Source organism: Acidovorax sacchari, from assembly GCF_042847045.1.
In the GTDB taxonomy this organism is placed as follows: Bacteria; Pseudomonadota; Gammaproteobacteria; order Burkholderiales; family Burkholderiaceae_C; genus Paracidovorax; species Paracidovorax sacchari.
Genome location: NZ_AP035783.1, coordinates 3,758,497 through 3,773,933, shown reverse-complemented (window position 1 = coordinate 3,773,933; position 15,437 = coordinate 3,758,497). Strand labels below are relative to the sequence as shown.

13 protein-coding genes and 1 tRNA gene are annotated in these 15,437 nt (G+C 68.5%); 7 read left to right on the top strand and 7 right to left on the bottom strand.

What is annotated here, in order from left to right; translation table 11 throughout:
* Positions 1-9: 9 nt before the first annotated feature.
* From ACGHC0_RS16695 to ACGHC0_RS16685, 3 genes are all read right to left on the bottom strand, one after another.
* Positions 10-549: a hypothetical protein gene (locus ACGHC0_RS16695; protein WP_415266209.1), complete on the bottom strand. Its 540-nt coding sequence runs from the start codon at positions 547-549 to the stop codon at positions 10-12.
* Between the two features lie 203 nt (positions 550-752).
* A complete protein-coding gene (locus ACGHC0_RS16690) occupies positions 753-2,060 on the bottom strand; it encodes a CaiB/BaiF CoA transferase family protein (protein WP_368352035.1) in 1,308 nt (435 codons plus the stop codon).
* A 7-nt stretch (positions 2,061-2,067) separates the two neighbouring features.
* Positions 2,068-3,267, bottom strand: coding sequence for an acyl-CoA dehydrogenase (locus tag ACGHC0_RS16685; RefSeq protein ID WP_415266208.1), 1,200 nt, complete (start codon positions 3,265-3,267; stop codon positions 2,068-2,070).
* A gap of 153 nt (positions 3,268-3,420) precedes the next feature.
* Here ACGHC0_RS16685 and ACGHC0_RS16680 point away from each other — a divergent pair, with 153 nt between their 5' ends.
* From ACGHC0_RS16680 to ACGHC0_RS16670, 3 genes are all read left to right on the top strand, one after another.
* Positions 3,421-4,320 (top strand): LysR substrate-binding domain-containing protein, encoded by a 900-nt coding sequence (locus ACGHC0_RS16680; protein WP_415266207.1) that lies wholly within the window; start codon positions 3,421-3,423, stop codon positions 4,318-4,320.
* A 125-nt stretch (positions 4,321-4,445) separates the two neighbouring features.
* The gene (locus ACGHC0_RS16675; RefSeq protein ID WP_013595569.1) at positions 4,446-4,676 is read left to right on the top strand and encodes a hypothetical protein; all 231 of its coding nucleotides are present in this window, start codon (positions 4,446-4,448) and stop codon (positions 4,674-4,676) included.
* Positions 4,677-5,350: 674 nt separating this feature from the next.
* The gene (locus tag ACGHC0_RS16670) at positions 5,351-5,578 is read left to right on the top strand and encodes a hypothetical protein (protein WP_011795111.1); all 228 of its coding nucleotides are present in this window, start codon (positions 5,351-5,353) and stop codon (positions 5,576-5,578) included.
* A 943-nt stretch (positions 5,579-6,521) separates the two neighbouring features.
* On the opposite strand, the gene ACGHC0_RS16665 is transcribed toward ACGHC0_RS16670, so the two are convergent.
* A tRNA-Leu gene (locus ACGHC0_RS16665) sits at positions 6,522-6,606 on the bottom strand.
* A gap of 43 nt (positions 6,607-6,649) precedes the next feature.
* On the opposite strand from ACGHC0_RS16665, the gene cysM reads away from it, so the two are divergent.
* Genes cysM through ACGHC0_RS16650 form a run of 3 tightly spaced genes read left to right on the top strand, consistent with a single transcriptional unit; the run spans position 6,650 to position 8,470 of the window.
* Positions 6,650-7,570: a cysteine synthase CysM gene (gene cysM, locus ACGHC0_RS16660; protein ID WP_415266206.1), complete on the top strand. Its 921-nt coding sequence runs from the start codon at positions 6,650-6,652 to the stop codon at positions 7,568-7,570.
* Between the two features lie 23 nt (positions 7,571-7,593).
* Entirely contained in the window at positions 7,594-8,208 is a 615-nt protein-coding gene (locus tag ACGHC0_RS16655) for an NUDIX hydrolase (RefSeq protein WP_415266205.1), read from the top strand.
* A gap of 34 nt (positions 8,209-8,242) precedes the next feature.
* Positions 8,243-8,470 carry a sulfurtransferase TusA family protein gene (locus tag ACGHC0_RS16650; protein WP_415266204.1) on the top strand — a complete coding sequence of 76 codons (228 nt, stop codon included), beginning with the start codon at positions 8,243-8,245 and terminating at the stop codon, positions 8,468-8,470.
* A 114-nt stretch (positions 8,471-8,584) separates the two neighbouring features.
* On the opposite strand, the gene galU is transcribed toward ACGHC0_RS16650, so the two are convergent.
* Both galU and ACGHC0_RS16640 read right to left on the bottom strand, forming a co-directional pair.
* On the bottom strand, positions 8,585-9,472 hold the full coding sequence (gene galU, locus ACGHC0_RS16645; protein WP_368352031.1) for a UTP--glucose-1-phosphate uridylyltransferase GalU: 888 nt from the start codon (positions 9,470-9,472) through the stop codon (positions 8,585-8,587).
* 103 nt (positions 9,473-9,575) lie between these two features.
* Positions 9,576-12,461: a valine--tRNA ligase gene (locus tag ACGHC0_RS16640; RefSeq protein ID WP_415266203.1), complete on the bottom strand. Its 2,886-nt coding sequence runs from the start codon at positions 12,459-12,461 to the stop codon at positions 9,576-9,578.
* 248 nt (positions 12,462-12,709) lie between these two features.
* Between ACGHC0_RS16640 and ACGHC0_RS16635 the strand changes: the two genes are divergently transcribed.
* Complete coding sequence (locus ACGHC0_RS16635; protein WP_368352029.1) at positions 12,710-14,557, top strand: M48 family metallopeptidase; 1,848 nt, start codon at positions 12,710-12,712, stop codon at positions 14,555-14,557.
* A 57-nt stretch (positions 14,558-14,614) separates the two neighbouring features.
* Here ACGHC0_RS16635 and ACGHC0_RS16630 read toward each other — a convergent pair whose 3' ends face one another.
* Entirely contained in the window at positions 14,615-15,244 is a 630-nt protein-coding gene (locus ACGHC0_RS16630) for a VOC family protein (protein WP_415266202.1), read from the bottom strand.
* Between the last annotated feature and the right edge of the window lie 193 nt (positions 15,245-15,437).

The following is a 15,437-nucleotide window of genomic DNA, read 5'->3' as shown; positions in this document are numbered from 1 at the left end:
GCGGCAGGTTCAGGGCCTCTGGAAGAGGCGACCGGGGCCCTCCTGCGGAGGCAGACGGCCCTGGGAGCGCATTTCGTCCCGCCAGCGCTGCTCGTCCGCCTTGCGACGGGATTCCTGCTGCAGGGTGCCGCTCAGCGATGGTCCCGGCGGCTGGGCGCGGTCCCGGTCCCGGTCACGTTCACGCTGCCGTTCACGCTCGCGTGCCTCCCAGGCCTCGCGGTCGCGCCGCTCACGCCATGCGCGATCCCGGTCGTCTCGGTCCCGGCGATCGCGCCAGCCGTCGTCCCAGGGATTGGGCCGCACGGCATAGCCGGGAGCCGGCACGACCACGGGATAGCCGGGCCGGGGCACCACGTAGGTGGGTTGTTCGTACACCGTGACCGCACCGCCGTAGGGGTAGGACGGGCTGGCGGGATAGGTGTTGCCGTAGGTCGGGCCGGAGGCGTAGCCGTAGTCGTAGTACGGGTCGCCCGGCACGGCGCAACCCGCAGCCATGGCGCACACGGCGGTGGCGGCCAGGGATTTGAGGAGGAGGGCGGGCAGGCGCATGGGCTCTCGCTGGAGGTGCGGCTCCGGAGCCCGGGGGCGGGCCGGTCCGCGGTGAAAGGGCGCCTGGCCGGCAGACCGCCGGCCGGGCGAAGGATGACAGCAAAATGACGCGTCAGCCTGCATTTTGGTTGACCTGCCGCCGCGCTGTCTGTCGGCGCGGGCCCCGATCCACCGGGTGCCCAGGCCGACGCCACCCGCCCAGGTTACACCACCCCCGCCAGGCGCAACCGTGCCACGGCCGCCGCGTCCAGCCCCAGGTCCTCCAGGATCTCTTCGGTGTGCTGCCCCAGGGCGGGCGGCGCATTGCGCAGCACTGGCGGCGTGGCCGACAGCCGCATCGGGCTGGCCACGCCGCGCACGGTGGCGATGCCGTCGGCACCCGCACTGCCGTCGGGCCGGCGCGGCAGTTCCACTGCCAGGCCCCGTGCTCGTACCTGGGGATCGTCGAAGGCCTGCGCAATGCTGTTGATCGGCCCGCAGGGCACGGCCTTGTCTTCCAGCAACGCGACCCACTGCGCGGTGGTGCGCGTGCGGGTCACGGCCTCCACGAGCGGCACCAGTTCCGCTCGGTGCCGCACGCGCAGCGTATTGGTGCTGAACCGTGGATCCGATGCCCATGCAGCCTGTCCGGCGGCCGTGCAGAAGCGCGCGAACTGGCCGTCGTTGCCGATGGCCAGCAGCATGGCGCCGTCGGCCGTGGGAAAGTCCTGGTAGGGCACCAGGCTCGGGTGGCTGTTGCCCTGGCGCCGCGGCGATTCCCCGGTGGCCAGGAAACCCGCGGCCTGGTTGGCCAGCACGGCCATGCCCACGTCCAGCAGCGCCATGTCGATGTGCTGGCCCTGGCCGGTGCCCGTGGCGGCGTTGTCCCGGGCATGCAGCGCTGCCAGTATGGCGTTGCTGGCATACAGGCCCGTGAACAGGTCGATCACCGCCACGCCCACCCGCAGCGGTCCGCCGCCCGGTTCGCCGTCCGCCCGGCCGGTGATGTCCATGAGCCCGGTCATGGCCTGCACCATCAGGTCGTAGCCGGCCCGCGCCGCATAGGGGCCGTCCTGCCCGAAGCCCGTCACCGAGCAGTAGATGAGCCGCGGGTTCAGGGCCCGCAGGCTCTCGTGGTCCAGGCCATACTGCTTCAGTCCGCCCACCTTGAAGTTCTCCACCACCACGTCCGCCCGGAGCGCCATGTCCCGGATCAGCGCCTGGCCTCCCGGGTGGGCCATGTCGATGGTGATGGAGCGCTTGTTGCGGTTGCAGGCCGTGAAGTAGGCCGCCTGGTCCGTCTCGCGGCCCTCGGCATCCTTCAGGAACGGAGGGCCCCACTGGCGGGTGTCGTCGCCCAGGCCGGGGCGCTCGACCTTGACCACGTCGGCGCCCAGGTCGGCCAGCACCTGGGTGCACCACGGCCCGGCCAGCACGCGCGAGAGGTCGAGCACCCGGATGCCGGCGAGCGCGCCGGGCGCGGCAGAGGCTGGATGGGAGGGCGAGGGAGAGGGCGGGAGAGCCGCGTCCATGGCGCCGTCAGTTCGCGAACGCGGCGATGCCCGTCTGGGCGCGGCCCAGGATGAGCGCATGCACGTCGTGGGTGCCCTCGTAGGTGTTGACCACCTCCAGGTTCACCAGGTGGCGCGCCACGCCGAACTCGTCGCTGATGCCGTTGCCGCCCATCATGTCGCGCGCCATGCGGGCGATGTCCAGCGCCTTGCCGCAGCTGTTGCGCTTGATGATGGAGGTGGCCTCCACGGCGGCCGTGCCCTCGTCCTTCATGCGGCCCAGGCGCAGGCAGGCCTGCAGGCCGATGGCGATCTCGGTCTGCATGTCGGCCAGTTTCTTCTGGATGAGCTGGTTGGCGGCGAGCGGCCGGCCGAACTGCTTGCGGTCCAGCGTGTACTGGCGTGCCGTGTGCCAGCAGAACTCGGCCGCGCCCAGCGCGCCCCAGGCGATGCCGTAGCGCGCGCTGTTCAGGCAGGTGAACGGGCCCTTCAGGCCCTGCACCTCGGGGAACGCGTTTTCCTCGGGCACGAACACGTCGTCCATCACGATCTCGCCGGTGATGGAGGCACGCAGGCCCACCTTGCCGTGGATGGCCGGCGCCGTGAGGCCCTGCATGCCCTTTTCCAGCACGAATCCGCGGATCGGGCCCACGGCGCCGGCCTCGCTCACCTCCTTGGCCCACACGACGAACACGTCGGCGATGGGGCTGTTGGTGATCCACATCTTGCTGCCCTTGAGCTTGTAGCCGCCCGCGGTCTTGTAGGCGCGCGTGGCCATGCTGCCGGGGTCGGAGCCGTGGTCGGGCTCGGTCAGGCCGAAGCAGCCGATCCACTCGCCGCTCGCCAGCTTCGGCAGGTACTTCTGCTTCTGCGCCTCGGTGCCGAACTCGAAGATCGGCACCATGACCAGCGAACTCTGCACGCTGGCCATGGAGCGGTAGCCCGAATCGATGCGCTCGATCTCGCGGGCGATCAGGCCGTAGGCTACGTAGTTCAGCCCCGGGCCGCCGTACTGCTCTGGAATGGTGGGGCCCAGCAGGCCCAGTTCGCCCATCTCGCGGAAGATGGCCGTATCGGTCTTCTCGTGGCGGAACTGCTCCAGCACGCGGGTCGCCAGCCGGTCGCGGCAGTAGGCCGCAGCGGCATCGCGCACCATGCGCTCGTCGTCGCTGAGCTGCTGGTCGAGCAGGAAGGGGTCTTCCCAGTGGAAGGCGGCAGGGCGGGCCATGGTGTGTCTCCTGAAAATCGGGCGGAAGATGTGATTTGCCGCTTCGGCATGTCACTCGGGATGCGTGGATGCTATGCCTTGCGGAAGGGCATCGGCAAGCGATGAAGTTGCATCCAGAAATGAGGTTCTGGAATACCTGTGTAGCATCTTCCCATGCGCCGCACCCTGCCGTCCACCCAGGCCCTGGCCTGCTTCGAAGCCGCCGCCCGCCACGAAAGCTACACCCGCGCCGCCCAGGAACTGTTCCTTACGCAAAGCGCCGTGTCGCGGCAGATCATGGCGCTGGAGGAATTCCTGGGCGTGGCCCTGTTCCGCCGCACCCGCCACGGCGTGGCCCTGACGCCTGCCGGCACGCACTACGCCGCCCAGGTCGGGCGCTGGCTCGAAGGCCTGGAGCGCGACACGCTCGACGTCATGGCCCACCAGGGGCAGGGCGGCTCCATCCGCCTCGCCGCCGTGCCCACATTCGCCACCCGCTGGCTGGTGCCCCGCCTGCCCCGTCTGGCCGAGCGGCATCCCGACATCGTCGTCCACATCGAGACCCAGGTGCGGCCCTTCCTTTTCGCGGACGCGGGCTTCGATGCGGCCCTCTACGCCGGCACGCCGGAGCAGGTGGCCAATTGGCCCGGCACCCAGGCCCTGCGGTTGATGCAGGAGGACGTGGCGCCGGTCTGCAGCCCCGCGCTGCTGCCGGAGGGTCAGCCCCTGCCGCCGGAAGCGCTGGCTGAACTGCCGCTGCTGCAGCAGACGACGCGGCCGCTGGCCTGGCGCCAGTGGTTCGAGTCCATGGGGGTGCATGCCCCCCAGCATGCCCTGGACGGCCCGCGCTACGAACTCTTTTCCATGTCCGCCGTGGCGGCCGCCCACGGCCTGGGCGTGGCGCTGGTGCCGCTGATGCTGATCGAGCCCGAGCGCGCACGGGGCGAACTGGTGCCGGCCTGCGACCTTCCCCCGCGGGGAGGGCGGGGCTACTACTTCGTCACCCCCGCGCAGTCCCAGCCGCCGGTCGTCGCGGCCTTCGCTGCCTGGCTGCAGGACATGGCCGCGTCTTGACCGTGACGGCGCCCTGTCCGGTTGCATCGGCCGCCACCCGGGGCTAGGCTGTACCTACCTGCTGTAGAGCAGGCGCTTGCAGGCTCTGTTTCCCTGCCTATCGTCACAACAAGGAGTACCGGCACATGCAAAACCACACGAGCGGCACCTACCACGCCCCCCACTTCGATCCCACGGTCGATGAACTCGAAGCCCTCAAGCAACTGGAAATCGGCCGCGCCATCAGCGTGCCGGAGGCCCTGCGCCACCACCTGTCGGGCCGCCTCTACGAGCGTGGCTACATCGCGAAGAACGCCACCGGCGACCTGGTCATCACGGACAGCGGCCGCGCCGTCATCCGCCGCCAGGAAGGCTGACCCGCCGCCGCGCGCCAGGCCGGGGTTGCGCCCCGGCTTTTTATTTTCCGCCGCCCGACCGTCCGACACCGGTCCGGCATTCGTCCTACACCGCGGAATTCGGGGATTTCATACAGTAGCGGCTGCGCCTGCAGGAGACGGGAATTGTTCCCCTCCTCCGGCAGGTGCCCGAGGATTGAAAACAAGTGGCCAGGCCCGGTGACGGATCGTCCCGCGGCGGGCTCTCGTGAAGGTGGTCCGGGCGGCGTGGCCCCCGGCTGTTTTCCAGGAATTCCGCGCCGGCCGTGGCGCCATTTTCGATGCGTTGCGCATCGACCCCGGCCGGGCAATGTTCCCCATTGAAGGACGAACATGAAAGAAATGCTGACTGTCGTGGCCGGATTCGTGCTTTTTTCCAGCCTGGGTATTGCCTACTTCGCCGCATCCGTCATGAGCGGCTTCTGAGCCAGGCCCCTGCGCCGCCGCTCTCCCTCATTCCCGCTCCCCATGCCTTCCCCGCACCGTTCCCCCGCCGACAAGGGCGACCAGCCCGTCGAGCCCGATGTTCCGGCGCCTCCGCCGGAGCCGGCCGATATGCCTCCCCATTGCGCGGGGCTGCCGGGCTGTCTGGCCATTGCACGGGCCCGGCCCTGACGGCCTCGATCCCTTCCGCCACTCCTCCAAGGAACTCCGCCATGCTGTCCCGCACCACCCCGTCTCCCGCCACGCAGCAACAGGTGGATGCCGCAGAGAAGCGGGTGGGCGAGGTGCTGGAGGATCTGGAGGCAGACACCCAGGCCGAGGTGAGCAAGATCACGCTGGAGGATGTGGTGGACACCAATCCCCGTACCGGCCGGCCCGAAGTGCAGAAGCACGTGGACATCACGGTGGAGCCGAAAGCCGAGCGGAAGTGGTCGCGGTGAGCGCTGCTTCAATCCAGTGATCTTGTGGCACCTGGCTGCTGCGCGGGTGGCGCACATCGCATAGTCCTGTTTGCGTTCTACAGCAGCATGTCGATGCCATGGAGCGCCAACGGTCACATGCTCAAGGTCCCTGGTCTGCGCCTTGGCAGAAGCTATTCCAGCTGGTCTTCCTGGTTTTGACGCGCACCTCCTCCCCGGATGGCAGCCGTTGCGTCACCGAGAGGACGCAGCGGCTGTCGCCTATCGGAGTGATCGCGAAAGCGGCACTGTAGTGCCCTCCCGGCTCGGGCATAAAACTGAAGGACGCAGTACAGGCCCATGCACCATTAGTGCTCCCCATGCCCAGCCAAACAGGCCGGGACGCCGGTATCAGGGCCAGATTCGCATGTCGTTCTCCACGGTCTGCTCGGAAGCTTTGGCGTTCGCAGGCGCCCGTGGCGCTGCGGGTGCCGATGTCTGCGCCGTGTACAGAGGCAACTTGGATCGTTGCCGTGGGGCCGCTGGTCGGTGACATGTACGGCGATGTGGCGCATCCCGCCAAGCCGAGGAGGCAAGCGGCGGTCGGAGTAAAGCCCCGTAAGCAAAACAAATGCATGAGGTTGCCTCGTTGTGAAAACGGTGGCAATGATGCATTGATGCCGGGCCTGATCACCCTGTCAATATTGCGGGGGGCCTGCCATTGGTGCAACAACCGCAGTCACCTCGGCCGCGCTGATCGTGCGCCAGGACCTGTTGAATACCGGAGGCGTGTCCAGGTACTGATGGCGCGGGGAACTTGGCATCCCGCTGCTTCCGCTATTGGATAGTGGACCGTCGCGTCGCTCTTGCGCCTATGGGGATTCTTGCCAGACAGGGCGGAAACCATGCGCTTCTCTGGGCGTCCTTGCGGAACCGGCCGAGGAAACGATGAGGAAATTATTCCTAAACCATGGCGTTGCAGCCATGGTGCCCGGGGCCGGAATCGAACCGGCACGCCTTGCGGCGGGGGATTTTGAGTCCCCTGCGTCTACCAATTTCACCACCCGGGCGACGCGAAGAAGGAAGCCCGGGATTATGGCACAGTAGGGGGCTATGGCTACCACCCCTTCCCCCACGTATCCCACCATCGAAGACGCGATCGGCCGCACGCCGCTGGTCGCCCTGCAGCGCATCGGCGCGCGGGAGAACGCCGAGCGCGGCACGGTCGTGCTGGGCAAGCTGGAGGGCAACAACCCGGCGGGCTCCGTGAAGGACCGGCCCGCACTGTCGATGATCCGGCGCGCGGAGGAGCGTGGGGAGATCAAGCCGGGTGACACGCTGATCGAGGCGACGTCGGGCAATACCGGTATCGCGCTCGCGATGGCGGCGGCGATCAAGGGCTACCGGATGGTGCTGGTGATGCCGGAAGACCTGTCGGTGGAGCGGGCGCAGACGATGAAGGCCTTCGGCGCGGAACTGATCCTCACGCCCAAGAGCGGCGGCATGGAGTACGCGCGCGACCTGGCCGAGACCATGGTGCGACAGGGCAAGGGCGTGGTGCTCGACCAGTTCGCCAACCCGGACAATCCGCGCATCCACTACGAGACCACCGGGCCCGAGCTGTGGGAGCAGACGGGCGGGCGCATCACGCATTTCGTGAGCGCCATGGGCACGACCGGCACGATCACCGGCGTGTCGCGCTTCCTGAAGGAAAAGAATCCCGCCATCCAGATCATCGGTGCGCAGCCCAAGGACGGGTCGCGCATTCCGGGCATCCGCAAGTGGCCGCAGGAGTACCTGCCCAAGATCTACGATCCGCGCGCGGTGGACGAGACGATCAATGTCGGCCAGGACGATGCCGAGGACATGTGCCGCCGCCTCGCGCGCGAAGAGGGCATCTTCGCGGGCATCTCCGCCGCCGGCGCCTGCTGGGCTGCGCAGGAGATCGCGCGGCGCGAGCGGGATGCGACCATCGTCTTCGTCGTGTGCGACCGGGGCGACCGCTACCTGTCCACCGGGGTGTTTCCCGCCTGAGCGGCGGGGCTGGCAGCGGCACGATGCATTCCGAACCGCGTTTCTGCACCCAGTGCGCCACGCCGCTGGCATGGGTCACGGCCCTGGAAGACGGCGGCGAGCGGCAGCGCCTGCGCTGCCCGGCCTGCGGCTGGACGCACTGGAACAATCCCACGCCCGTGCTGGCCGCGGTCGTCGAGCTGGACGGACGCGTGCTGCTGGCGCGCAACGCGGCGTGGGAGCACAAGGCCTTCGCGCTCATCACGGGCTTCATGGAGGCGGGCGAGACGCCGCAGGAAGGCATCGTGCGCGAGGTGAAGGAAGAGACGAACCTCGACGTAAGCGCGCTGTCGCTGATCGGGGTGTACGACTTCCAGCGCATGAACCAGGTCATCGTGGCCTACCATGCGGTGGCGCACGGCACGGTGCAGCTGTCGCCCGAACTGGTGGACTACCGGCTGATCTCGCCGGAAAACCTGCGGTGCTGGCCCGCCGGCACGGGGCAGGCGCTGGCCGACTGGCTGCGCGGCCGCGGCATCGAACCCACGTTCATGGAGTGGCCGGGCCAGCGCAGCGAGGCGCCCGCACCCGTTGCCCCGGGGCAGGCAGGCGCCACTGCAGACCCGGCAGCAGGGCTGGCGCGGCCCGGGCCGCTCTAGAATTCTTTCTCTCTTCGCCAGGAAGCCGACGACGATGCACATCCACAAGGAAATCGACACCCGCGGGCTCAACTGCCCGCTGCCCATCCTGAAGGCCAAGAAGGCGCTCGCCGCCATGGCCAGCGGCGAGGTGCTCAAGGTGGTGTCCACCGACAACGGCTCGCTGCGCGACTTCCAGGCGTTCGCGAAGCAGACCGGCAACGAACTGCTGGACCAGAGCACGGCGGGCGAGGAATACACCCACGTGCTGCGGCGGCGCTAGGCCCCGGCCGCACAGGCATGCTGCCATGCTCCGCGGACGGGGCGAGGCCAGCAAAAAGGCGCTCCCGGGGAGCGCCTTTTTTCGATGGCAGCGGGTGCTTGCCGAATATGCAGATCAGATTTCCACGGTCTTGAGATATTCGCGGAAGGCGGCGCCCACCTGGGGATGCTGCAGGGCCAGTTCCACGGTGGCTTCCAGGAAGCCTTCCTTGCTGCCGCAGTCGTAGCGCTTGCCTTCGTAGCGGAAGGCATAGACGGCTTCGCGGGCCATGAGGCGGGCGATGGCGTCGGTGAGCTGGATCTCGCCGCCCACGCCCTGGGGCTGGTTGCGGATCTCGTCGAACACGCCCGGCGTGAGGATGTAGCGGCCGGCCACGCCCATGCGCGAGGGGGCGTCTTCGGGCGCCGGCTTCTCGACGATGCGCTCGATGCGGATCAGCGGGCCGCCGGCAGGTTCGCCGGCCACGATGCCGTAGCGGCGCACCTGGTCCTGCGGCACTTCCTGCACGGCCAGCAGCGAGCGGCCCTGCTTGCGGAAGGCGGCTGCCATCTGGGCCATGACGGGTTGCCCGCCGGGGGGGCCCACCATGAGGTCGTCGGCGAGCAGCACGGCGAAGGGTTCGCGGCCCACGAGCGGCTCGGCGCAGAGCACGGCATGGCCGAGGCCCAGGGAGCGCGGCTGGCGCACGAAGGCGCAGTCCATGTCGTTGGGCGCGACCGAGCGCACGAGCTGCAGCAGGTCGTTCTTGCCGGCGGCTTCCAGTTCGTTTTCCAGTTCGTAGGCAGTGTCGAAATGGTCCTCGATGGCGCGCTTGCTGCGGCCGGTGACGAAGATCATGTGGCGGATGCCGGCCGCGTAGGCCTCTTCGACGGCGTACTGGATCAGCGGCTTGTCCACCACCGGCAGCATCTCCTTGGGGGATGCCTTCGTGGCGGGCAGGAAGCGGGTGCCCAGGCCGGCCACGGGGAAGACGGCTTTGCGGATCGCGGAGTTGTCGCTCATTGAAGATTCCTCGGTTCTGAGTTGGATCATTGTCGAAGGAGGGTGGGGGCACCACCGTAGGCCTTCAACTGAAACTGCACCTGGTTACACCCCTGAGGGTGGTTCACCCCAGCCGCGCCAACTGGTCGCGCAGGCGCTCGAGCGTGGCGCCGAAGTCCGCGACGCGCTTCTGCTCCTGCTCGATGACGGCCGGCGGCGCCTTGGCGACGAAAGCCTCGTTCGCGAGCTTGCCGCGCGCCTTGGCGATCTCGCCCTCGATGCGGCCGATCTCCTTGGCGAGGCGGGCCTTCTCGGCGGCCACGTCGATTTCCATGTGCAGGCACAGGCGGGCCTCGCCGACCACGGCCACGGGCGCGGCATGCGCGGCGGCGGCCCAGGTGGCTTCGTCGTCGAACACCTTGACTTCGCTGAGCTTGGCCAGGGCCTGCAGGGCCGGCGCGGCCGCGCGCATGAAGTCGGCGTCGCCGACGGCGTAGAGCGGCAGCCGGGTGGCGGGGGAGACGTTCATTTCGCCGCGCAGCGTGCGGCAGGCATCGACCAGGGCCTTGAGGCGGCCGACATGGGCGATGGCGGCCTCGTCGATGCGTTCGGGCTGGGCCTGCGGATAGGGGGCGACGCTGACCGACGCGCCCTCGCGGCCGGCCACCGGGGCGACCTTCTGCCAGAGCTCTTCGGTGATGAACGGGATCAGCGGGTGCGCGAGGCGCAGGATGGTTTCCAGCGTGCGGATCAGCGTGCGGCGCGTGGCGCGCTGCTGCGCTTCGCCGCCGGTCTGGATCTGCACCTTGGCGATTTCCAGGTACCAGTCGCAGAACTCGTTCCAGACGAATTCGTAGATGGCCTGGGCGACGTGGTCGAGGCGGTAGTCCTCGAAGCCCCTGGCGACTTCCGCCTCCACCTTCTGCAGGGCGGAGACGATCCATCGGTCGGGCTGGCTGAACTGGAGGTAGCCGCCGTCGCAGTCGGCCTGGGTGTGGTCCGAGAGGCCGCAGTCGTGGCCTTCGCAGTTCATGAGCACGAAGCGGCTGGCGTTCCAGAGCTTGTTGCAGAAATTGCGGTAGCCCTCGCAGCGCTTGCTGTCGAAGTTGATGCTGCGGCCCAGGCTGGCGAGCGCGGCGAAGGTGAAGCGCAGCGCGTCGGCGCCGTAGGCGGGAATGCCTTCGGGGAATTCCTTCTGCGTGTTTTTGCGCACCTGGGGCGCGGTTTCGGGGCGGCGCAGGCCGGTGGTGCGCTTTTCCAGCAGGGGCTCGAGCGCGATGCCGTCGATCAGGTCCACCGGGTCGAGCACGTTGCCTTCGGACTTGGACATCTTCTTGCCCTGGGCGTCGCGCACGAGGCCGTGCATGTACACGTGCCTGAACGGCACGCGGCCCGTGAAGTGGGTGCTCATCATGATCATCCGGGCCACCCAGAAGAAGATGATGTCGTAGCCCGTGACCAGCACGGAGGAGGGCAGGTAGAGGTCGTAGTCCTTGGTGGACGAAGCATCTTCCAGCGCTTCGGGCCAGCCCAGCGACGAGAAGGGCACGAGCGCGGAGGAATACCAGGTGTCCAGCACGTCGGCGTCGCGCGTGAGCTTGGCGCCCGCACCGGCCTGGGCCTGGGCATCGGCCTCGCTGCGGGCCACATAGACCTTGCCGGCCTCGTCGTACCAGGCGGGAATCTGGTGGCCCCACCAGAGCTGGCGGCTGATGCACCAGTCCTGGATGTTGTTCATCCACTGGTTGTAGGTGTTGACCCAGTTCTCGGGCACGAACTGCACCTGGCCGGAGGCCACGGCGTCGATGGCCTTCTGCGCGATCGACTTGCCCGTCGGGTCGCCCTTGCCCACTTCGCTCATGGCGACGAACCACTGGTCGGTCAGCATGGGCTCGACCACCTGGCCGGTGCGGGTGCAGATGGGGACCATGAGCTTGTGCTTCTTGGTCTCGACCAATGCGCCGGCGGCCTCCAGGTCGGCCACGATGGCCTTGCGGGCCACGAAGCGGTCCATGCCGCGGTATTTCTCGGGGGCGTTCTCGTTGATGGTGGCCTGCAGGGTCAGCACCACGATCATGGGCAGGCCGTGGCGCTGGCCCACCTGGTAGTCGTTGGGGTCGTGCGCGGGCGTGACCTTGACGACGCCGGTGCCGAATTCCTTGTCGACGTAGGCGTCGGCGATGATGGGGATCTCGCGGCCCACCAGGGGCAGGGTGACGGTCTTGCCGACCAGGGCCGTGTAGCGCTCGTCCTCGGGGTGGACCATCACGGCCACGTCGCCCAGCATGGTCTCGGGCCGCGTGGTGGCCACCGTGAGGCTGCCGGAACCATCGGTGAGCGGATAGGCGATGTGCCAGAGCGAGCCGTCCTTCTCCTCGCTTTCCACTTCCAGGTCGGACACGGCGGACTGCAGCACCGGGTCCCAGTTCACGAGGCGCTTGCCGCGGTAGATCAGGCCCTGCTCGTAGAGGCGCACGAAGGTGTCGGTGACGACCTTCGAGAGCTTGTCGTCCATGGTGAAGTATTCGCGGCTCCAGTCCACGCTGTCGCCCAGGCGGCGCATCTGCGTGGTGATGGTGTTGCCGCTCTTTTCCTTCCATTCCCAGACCTTGCGGGTGAACGCCTCGCGGCCCAGGTCGTGGCGGCTCACGCCCTGTTCCTGCAGTTGGCGCTCCACCACGATCTGCGTGGCGATGCCGGCGTGGTCGGTGCCGGGCACCCACAGCGTGTTGTGGCCCCGCATGCGGTGGTAGCGCGCGAGGCTGTCCATGATGGTCTGGTTGAACGCATGGCCCATGTGCAGCGTGCCGGTCACGTTGGGCGGCGGCAGCTGGATGGCGAAGTTCTCGCCGCGCGCGGCGGCGCCGGCATCCGGCGCGCCGGTGCCGCGGTAGCCCGCCGCGCCGTAGCCCCGGCGCTCCCACTCGGGGCCCCAGTGGGCTTCCAGGGCGGAGGGTTCGAAGGACTTGGACAGGCTTTCAAGGCCGGGCTGGTGCAGGGGCGAGCTCATGGGCGTGGAAACGGGCAGGTGCGGCGCCTCCGCAAAGAGGCGCTGTCGCGTGGGAAATGGGCTGAACGGGGGATTCTACGGGCGCGGCTCCGGGGGGCATGCCGCAGGCGGTGTCTCGTTTTGTTACGTACCGGTGGTGGACCGCGCTGCGCCGGCTGCGAATAATTCGCGGCTCCGCCACCGCGGGCCGCCCGGAGGGGGCAGGCCGCGCCGGTGATGAAAAACCATTCCAACAAGGCGCAGTGCCGATGAACGCATCTTCCGAATTCCGCAAGGGCCTCCTGAGAGTGGCCTTGCTCACCCTGGTTTCCCTTTTTCTGGTCCCCGCCGCGACGATGCTGTTCGCGCGGCACGTGCAGGGCACGGAAGATGCCCGCTTCCTGGCGGACATCGAGCGCCGCATCGATGCCGAGCCGTCGATGCCCGCGGCCGAGAAAGAGGCCCAGCGCGCGTTCTTCCGCAGCCATCCACCGTCCGGCGCCTGCCAGGACACGCATCCACGCGTCGCCGCGGTGCGCGAGCGCCTGTGCGGCCGTTTCTCGCCCGCGTGGCAGTTCGACCTGGCCCACCGGCTGTCGGCCGCGACGCTCCTGGGCGGCGCCGCGCTGCTGCTCTCGGTGCTCGGGCTGGGGGCGCTGGCGTTCGTGAACCGGCCGCTGCAGTACGCGAGCTTCGTGGCGGGATGGCGGATCACCACCTGGGCGAGCGCGATCTCGCTGGTCGTGCAGGGAGCCATGCTGACGTGGCTCGCGTTCTGGGTGCCGGCGTTCTTCTTCCACCGGTACTCGCCCAAGCTCATCCTGGTGGTGGCGCTGGGCATGGCCGTGGCCGTGGTCCTGGCCGTGGCGGCGATCTTCCGCAGGCTGCCACGGGACAACGCGGTGACGGGCGAGACCATCGCGGAAGCCGACGCACCGCAGCTCTGGCAGCGGGTGCGCGCCCTGGCCGCACGCCTGGGCACGGAGCCTCCGCGCCATATCGTGGGCGGCATCGATGCCAATTTCTTCGTCACCGAGGCGCCGCTGACCGTGCAGGGGCGCGAACTCACGGGCCGCACGCTGTTCGTCAGCCTCCCGCTGCTGCGGGTGCTGGACCAGCACGAGGCCGACGCGGTGCTGGCGCACGAACTGGCCCACCTGGGCGGCGGCGATACGCGCAGCAGCGCCCGCCTGGGCCCGAAGCTGGTGCAGTTCGACCACTACCTGCATGCGGTGCGCGAGGGTGGCCTGTCGGCGCTGGCGTCGCCGCTGCTCACGCTCTACCGCACCATCTTCGAGATCGCCCTCGCGCGGGACAGCCGCGAGCGCGAATTCCGGGCCGACCGCACGGCCGCGGAGGCGGTGTCGCCCGAGGGCATCGCCCGGTCGCTCGTGAAGATCGCCGCCTACGCGCAGTACCGGCACCGCATCGAGGAAGACCTGTTCGGCCGGGACCAGCGCCACGGCCAGGCGCTGGGCATCGCGGGCTTCATCGCGCAGGGGCTCGGGCCCTATGCGGAGTCGCCCGGTTTCGCCGAAGCCATGCGCTCGGCCCACGTGCCGCATCCCTTCGATTCGCACCCGCCCATGCCCGAGCGCATCGGGCGCGTGGGTGTGTCGCTGGCCGAAGCCGACTATGGTGCCATCGTGCGCCGCGCGCCGGCATCCACCTGGGCGCAGGACATCCTCACGGCCGGGGCGATCGAGTCGCGGCTGTGGTCGGAATACGAGGCGGCTTTCGCGGAGAACCACGAGCGCAGCTTGGCCTACCGTTACGAGCCCGCGAATGACGCTGAGCGGGCAATCGTGCTGCAGTACTTTCCCCCGCAGTCGTTCGAGGTCAAGGGTGGCCATGCGGTGGAGGTGGGCATCGACGGCATCCGGGCCACTCGGGGTGACCAGCACGTGCCCTGGGACGCCGTGAAGGCGCTGCAGTTCAGCGAGAGCGCGTTCACGAACGCGCTGGTGGTCACCCATCCGGAAAAGCAAATGCTGCGGCACCGCACCACCAGGATCGCGCTGGCAGGCATGCGGTCGGAGAAGGACCGGTTCAAGGCCGTGGTGAATGCCTATTGGCAGCGCCACCAGGTGATGCGCATGCACCAGGCCGGGGGCTGAGCCCGGCTGCCGCTTCCGGACCTGCGCCAGGCAGGTCGGACAGCCTGGTTACCTGTCTCAGTCGGGAGTACCCGGCACGTACTCCGGCCGGTCGTTGGCCTGGGGCTTGAGCGGGGCGGCCGACCTGCCTTCGGCGCGCTCGCGGCGCCATTGCTCCTTGCGGGCCGTCCATTCGGCGAGGCGCTGGTGGGCCACCTGGCTGTCCTTGGCCATGTGCTCCTCGTCGGCCAGCTGGGCGGCCAGTTCGAGCCGGATGCCGTTGGGGTCGAAGAAATAGATGCTCTTGAAGATGTGGTGGTCGGTCACGCCGAGCACCTCGATGCCGTGCGCCTGCAGGCGGGCCTTGGTGTTCTCGAGTTCCTCGACCGTATCGACGCGGAAGGCGATGTGGTTGACCCACTGCGGGGTGTTGGGCGAGGGTTCGGGCTTCACGTCGTCGCCCAGGTCGAAGAAGGCGATGAAGGAGCCGTCCCGCAGGCGGAAGAAGAAGTGCGTGTAGGGGCAGTATTCGCCGGTGCTGGGCACGTAGTCGCTCTGGATGATGTGGTAGAGCGGCAGGCCGAGGATGTCTTCGTAGAAGTGCCGCGTTTCTTCGGCGTCGCGTGCGCGGTAGGCGTAGTGGTGCAGTTGCTGCACGGCGGCGGGTGCGGGCAGGGTGGCCAGGTCGGGGCGGGGCAGTGCGCTCATGGTTGTCTCCTGGGGATGGATGGGGTGATTGTACTATCCGTAATCAATTTCATATAGAGCAACTTGCGGAAGCCCCTGGAGCGGACGTATAGTCGGCACCGAGGCCTTTCCTGGCCATCTGTCGTCCCCCCCACTTTTTCTTCGAGGTATCCGCCGATGCGCCTGTGAGCCCCCTCCCATCCGTTCCACCCTT

Coding starts and splice junctions, on each gene's coding strand:
- ACGHC0_RS16695 (WP_415266209.1), bottom strand. CDS start 549: ATGCGCCTGCCCGCCCTCCTCCTCAAATCCCTGGCCGCCACCGCCGTG.
- ACGHC0_RS16690 (WP_368352035.1), bottom strand. CDS start 2,060: ATGGACGCGGCTCTCCCGCCCTCTCCCTCGCCCTCCCATCCAGCCTCT.
- ACGHC0_RS16685 (WP_415266208.1), bottom strand. CDS start 3,267: ATGGCCCGCCCTGCCGCCTTCCACTGGGAAGACCCCTTCCTGCTCGAC.
- ACGHC0_RS16680 (WP_415266207.1), top strand. CDS start 3,421: ATGCGCCGCACCCTGCCGTCCACCCAGGCCCTGGCCTGCTTCGAAGCC.
- ACGHC0_RS16675 (WP_013595569.1), top strand. CDS start 4,446: ATGCAAAACCACACGAGCGGCACCTACCACGCCCCCCACTTCGATCCC.
- ACGHC0_RS16670 (WP_011795111.1), top strand. CDS start 5,351: ATGCTGTCCCGCACCACCCCGTCTCCCGCCACGCAGCAACAGGTGGAT.
- cysM (WP_415266206.1), top strand. CDS start 6,650: ATGGCTACCACCCCTTCCCCCACGTATCCCACCATCGAAGACGCGATC.
- ACGHC0_RS16655 (WP_415266205.1), top strand. CDS start 7,594: ATGCATTCCGAACCGCGTTTCTGCACCCAGTGCGCCACGCCGCTGGCA.
- ACGHC0_RS16650 (WP_415266204.1), top strand. CDS start 8,243: ATGCACATCCACAAGGAAATCGACACCCGCGGGCTCAACTGCCCGCTG.
- galU (WP_368352031.1), bottom strand. CDS start 9,472: ATGAGCGACAACTCCGCGATCCGCAAAGCCGTCTTCCCCGTGGCCGGC.
- ACGHC0_RS16640 (WP_415266203.1), bottom strand. CDS start 12,461: ATGAGCTCGCCCCTGCACCAGCCCGGCCTTGAAAGCCTGTCCAAGTCC.
- ACGHC0_RS16635 (WP_368352029.1), top strand. CDS start 12,710: ATGAACGCATCTTCCGAATTCCGCAAGGGCCTCCTGAGAGTGGCCTTG.
- ACGHC0_RS16630 (WP_415266202.1), bottom strand. CDS start 15,244: ATGAGCGCACTGCCCCGCCCCGACCTGGCCACCCTGCCCGCACCCGCC.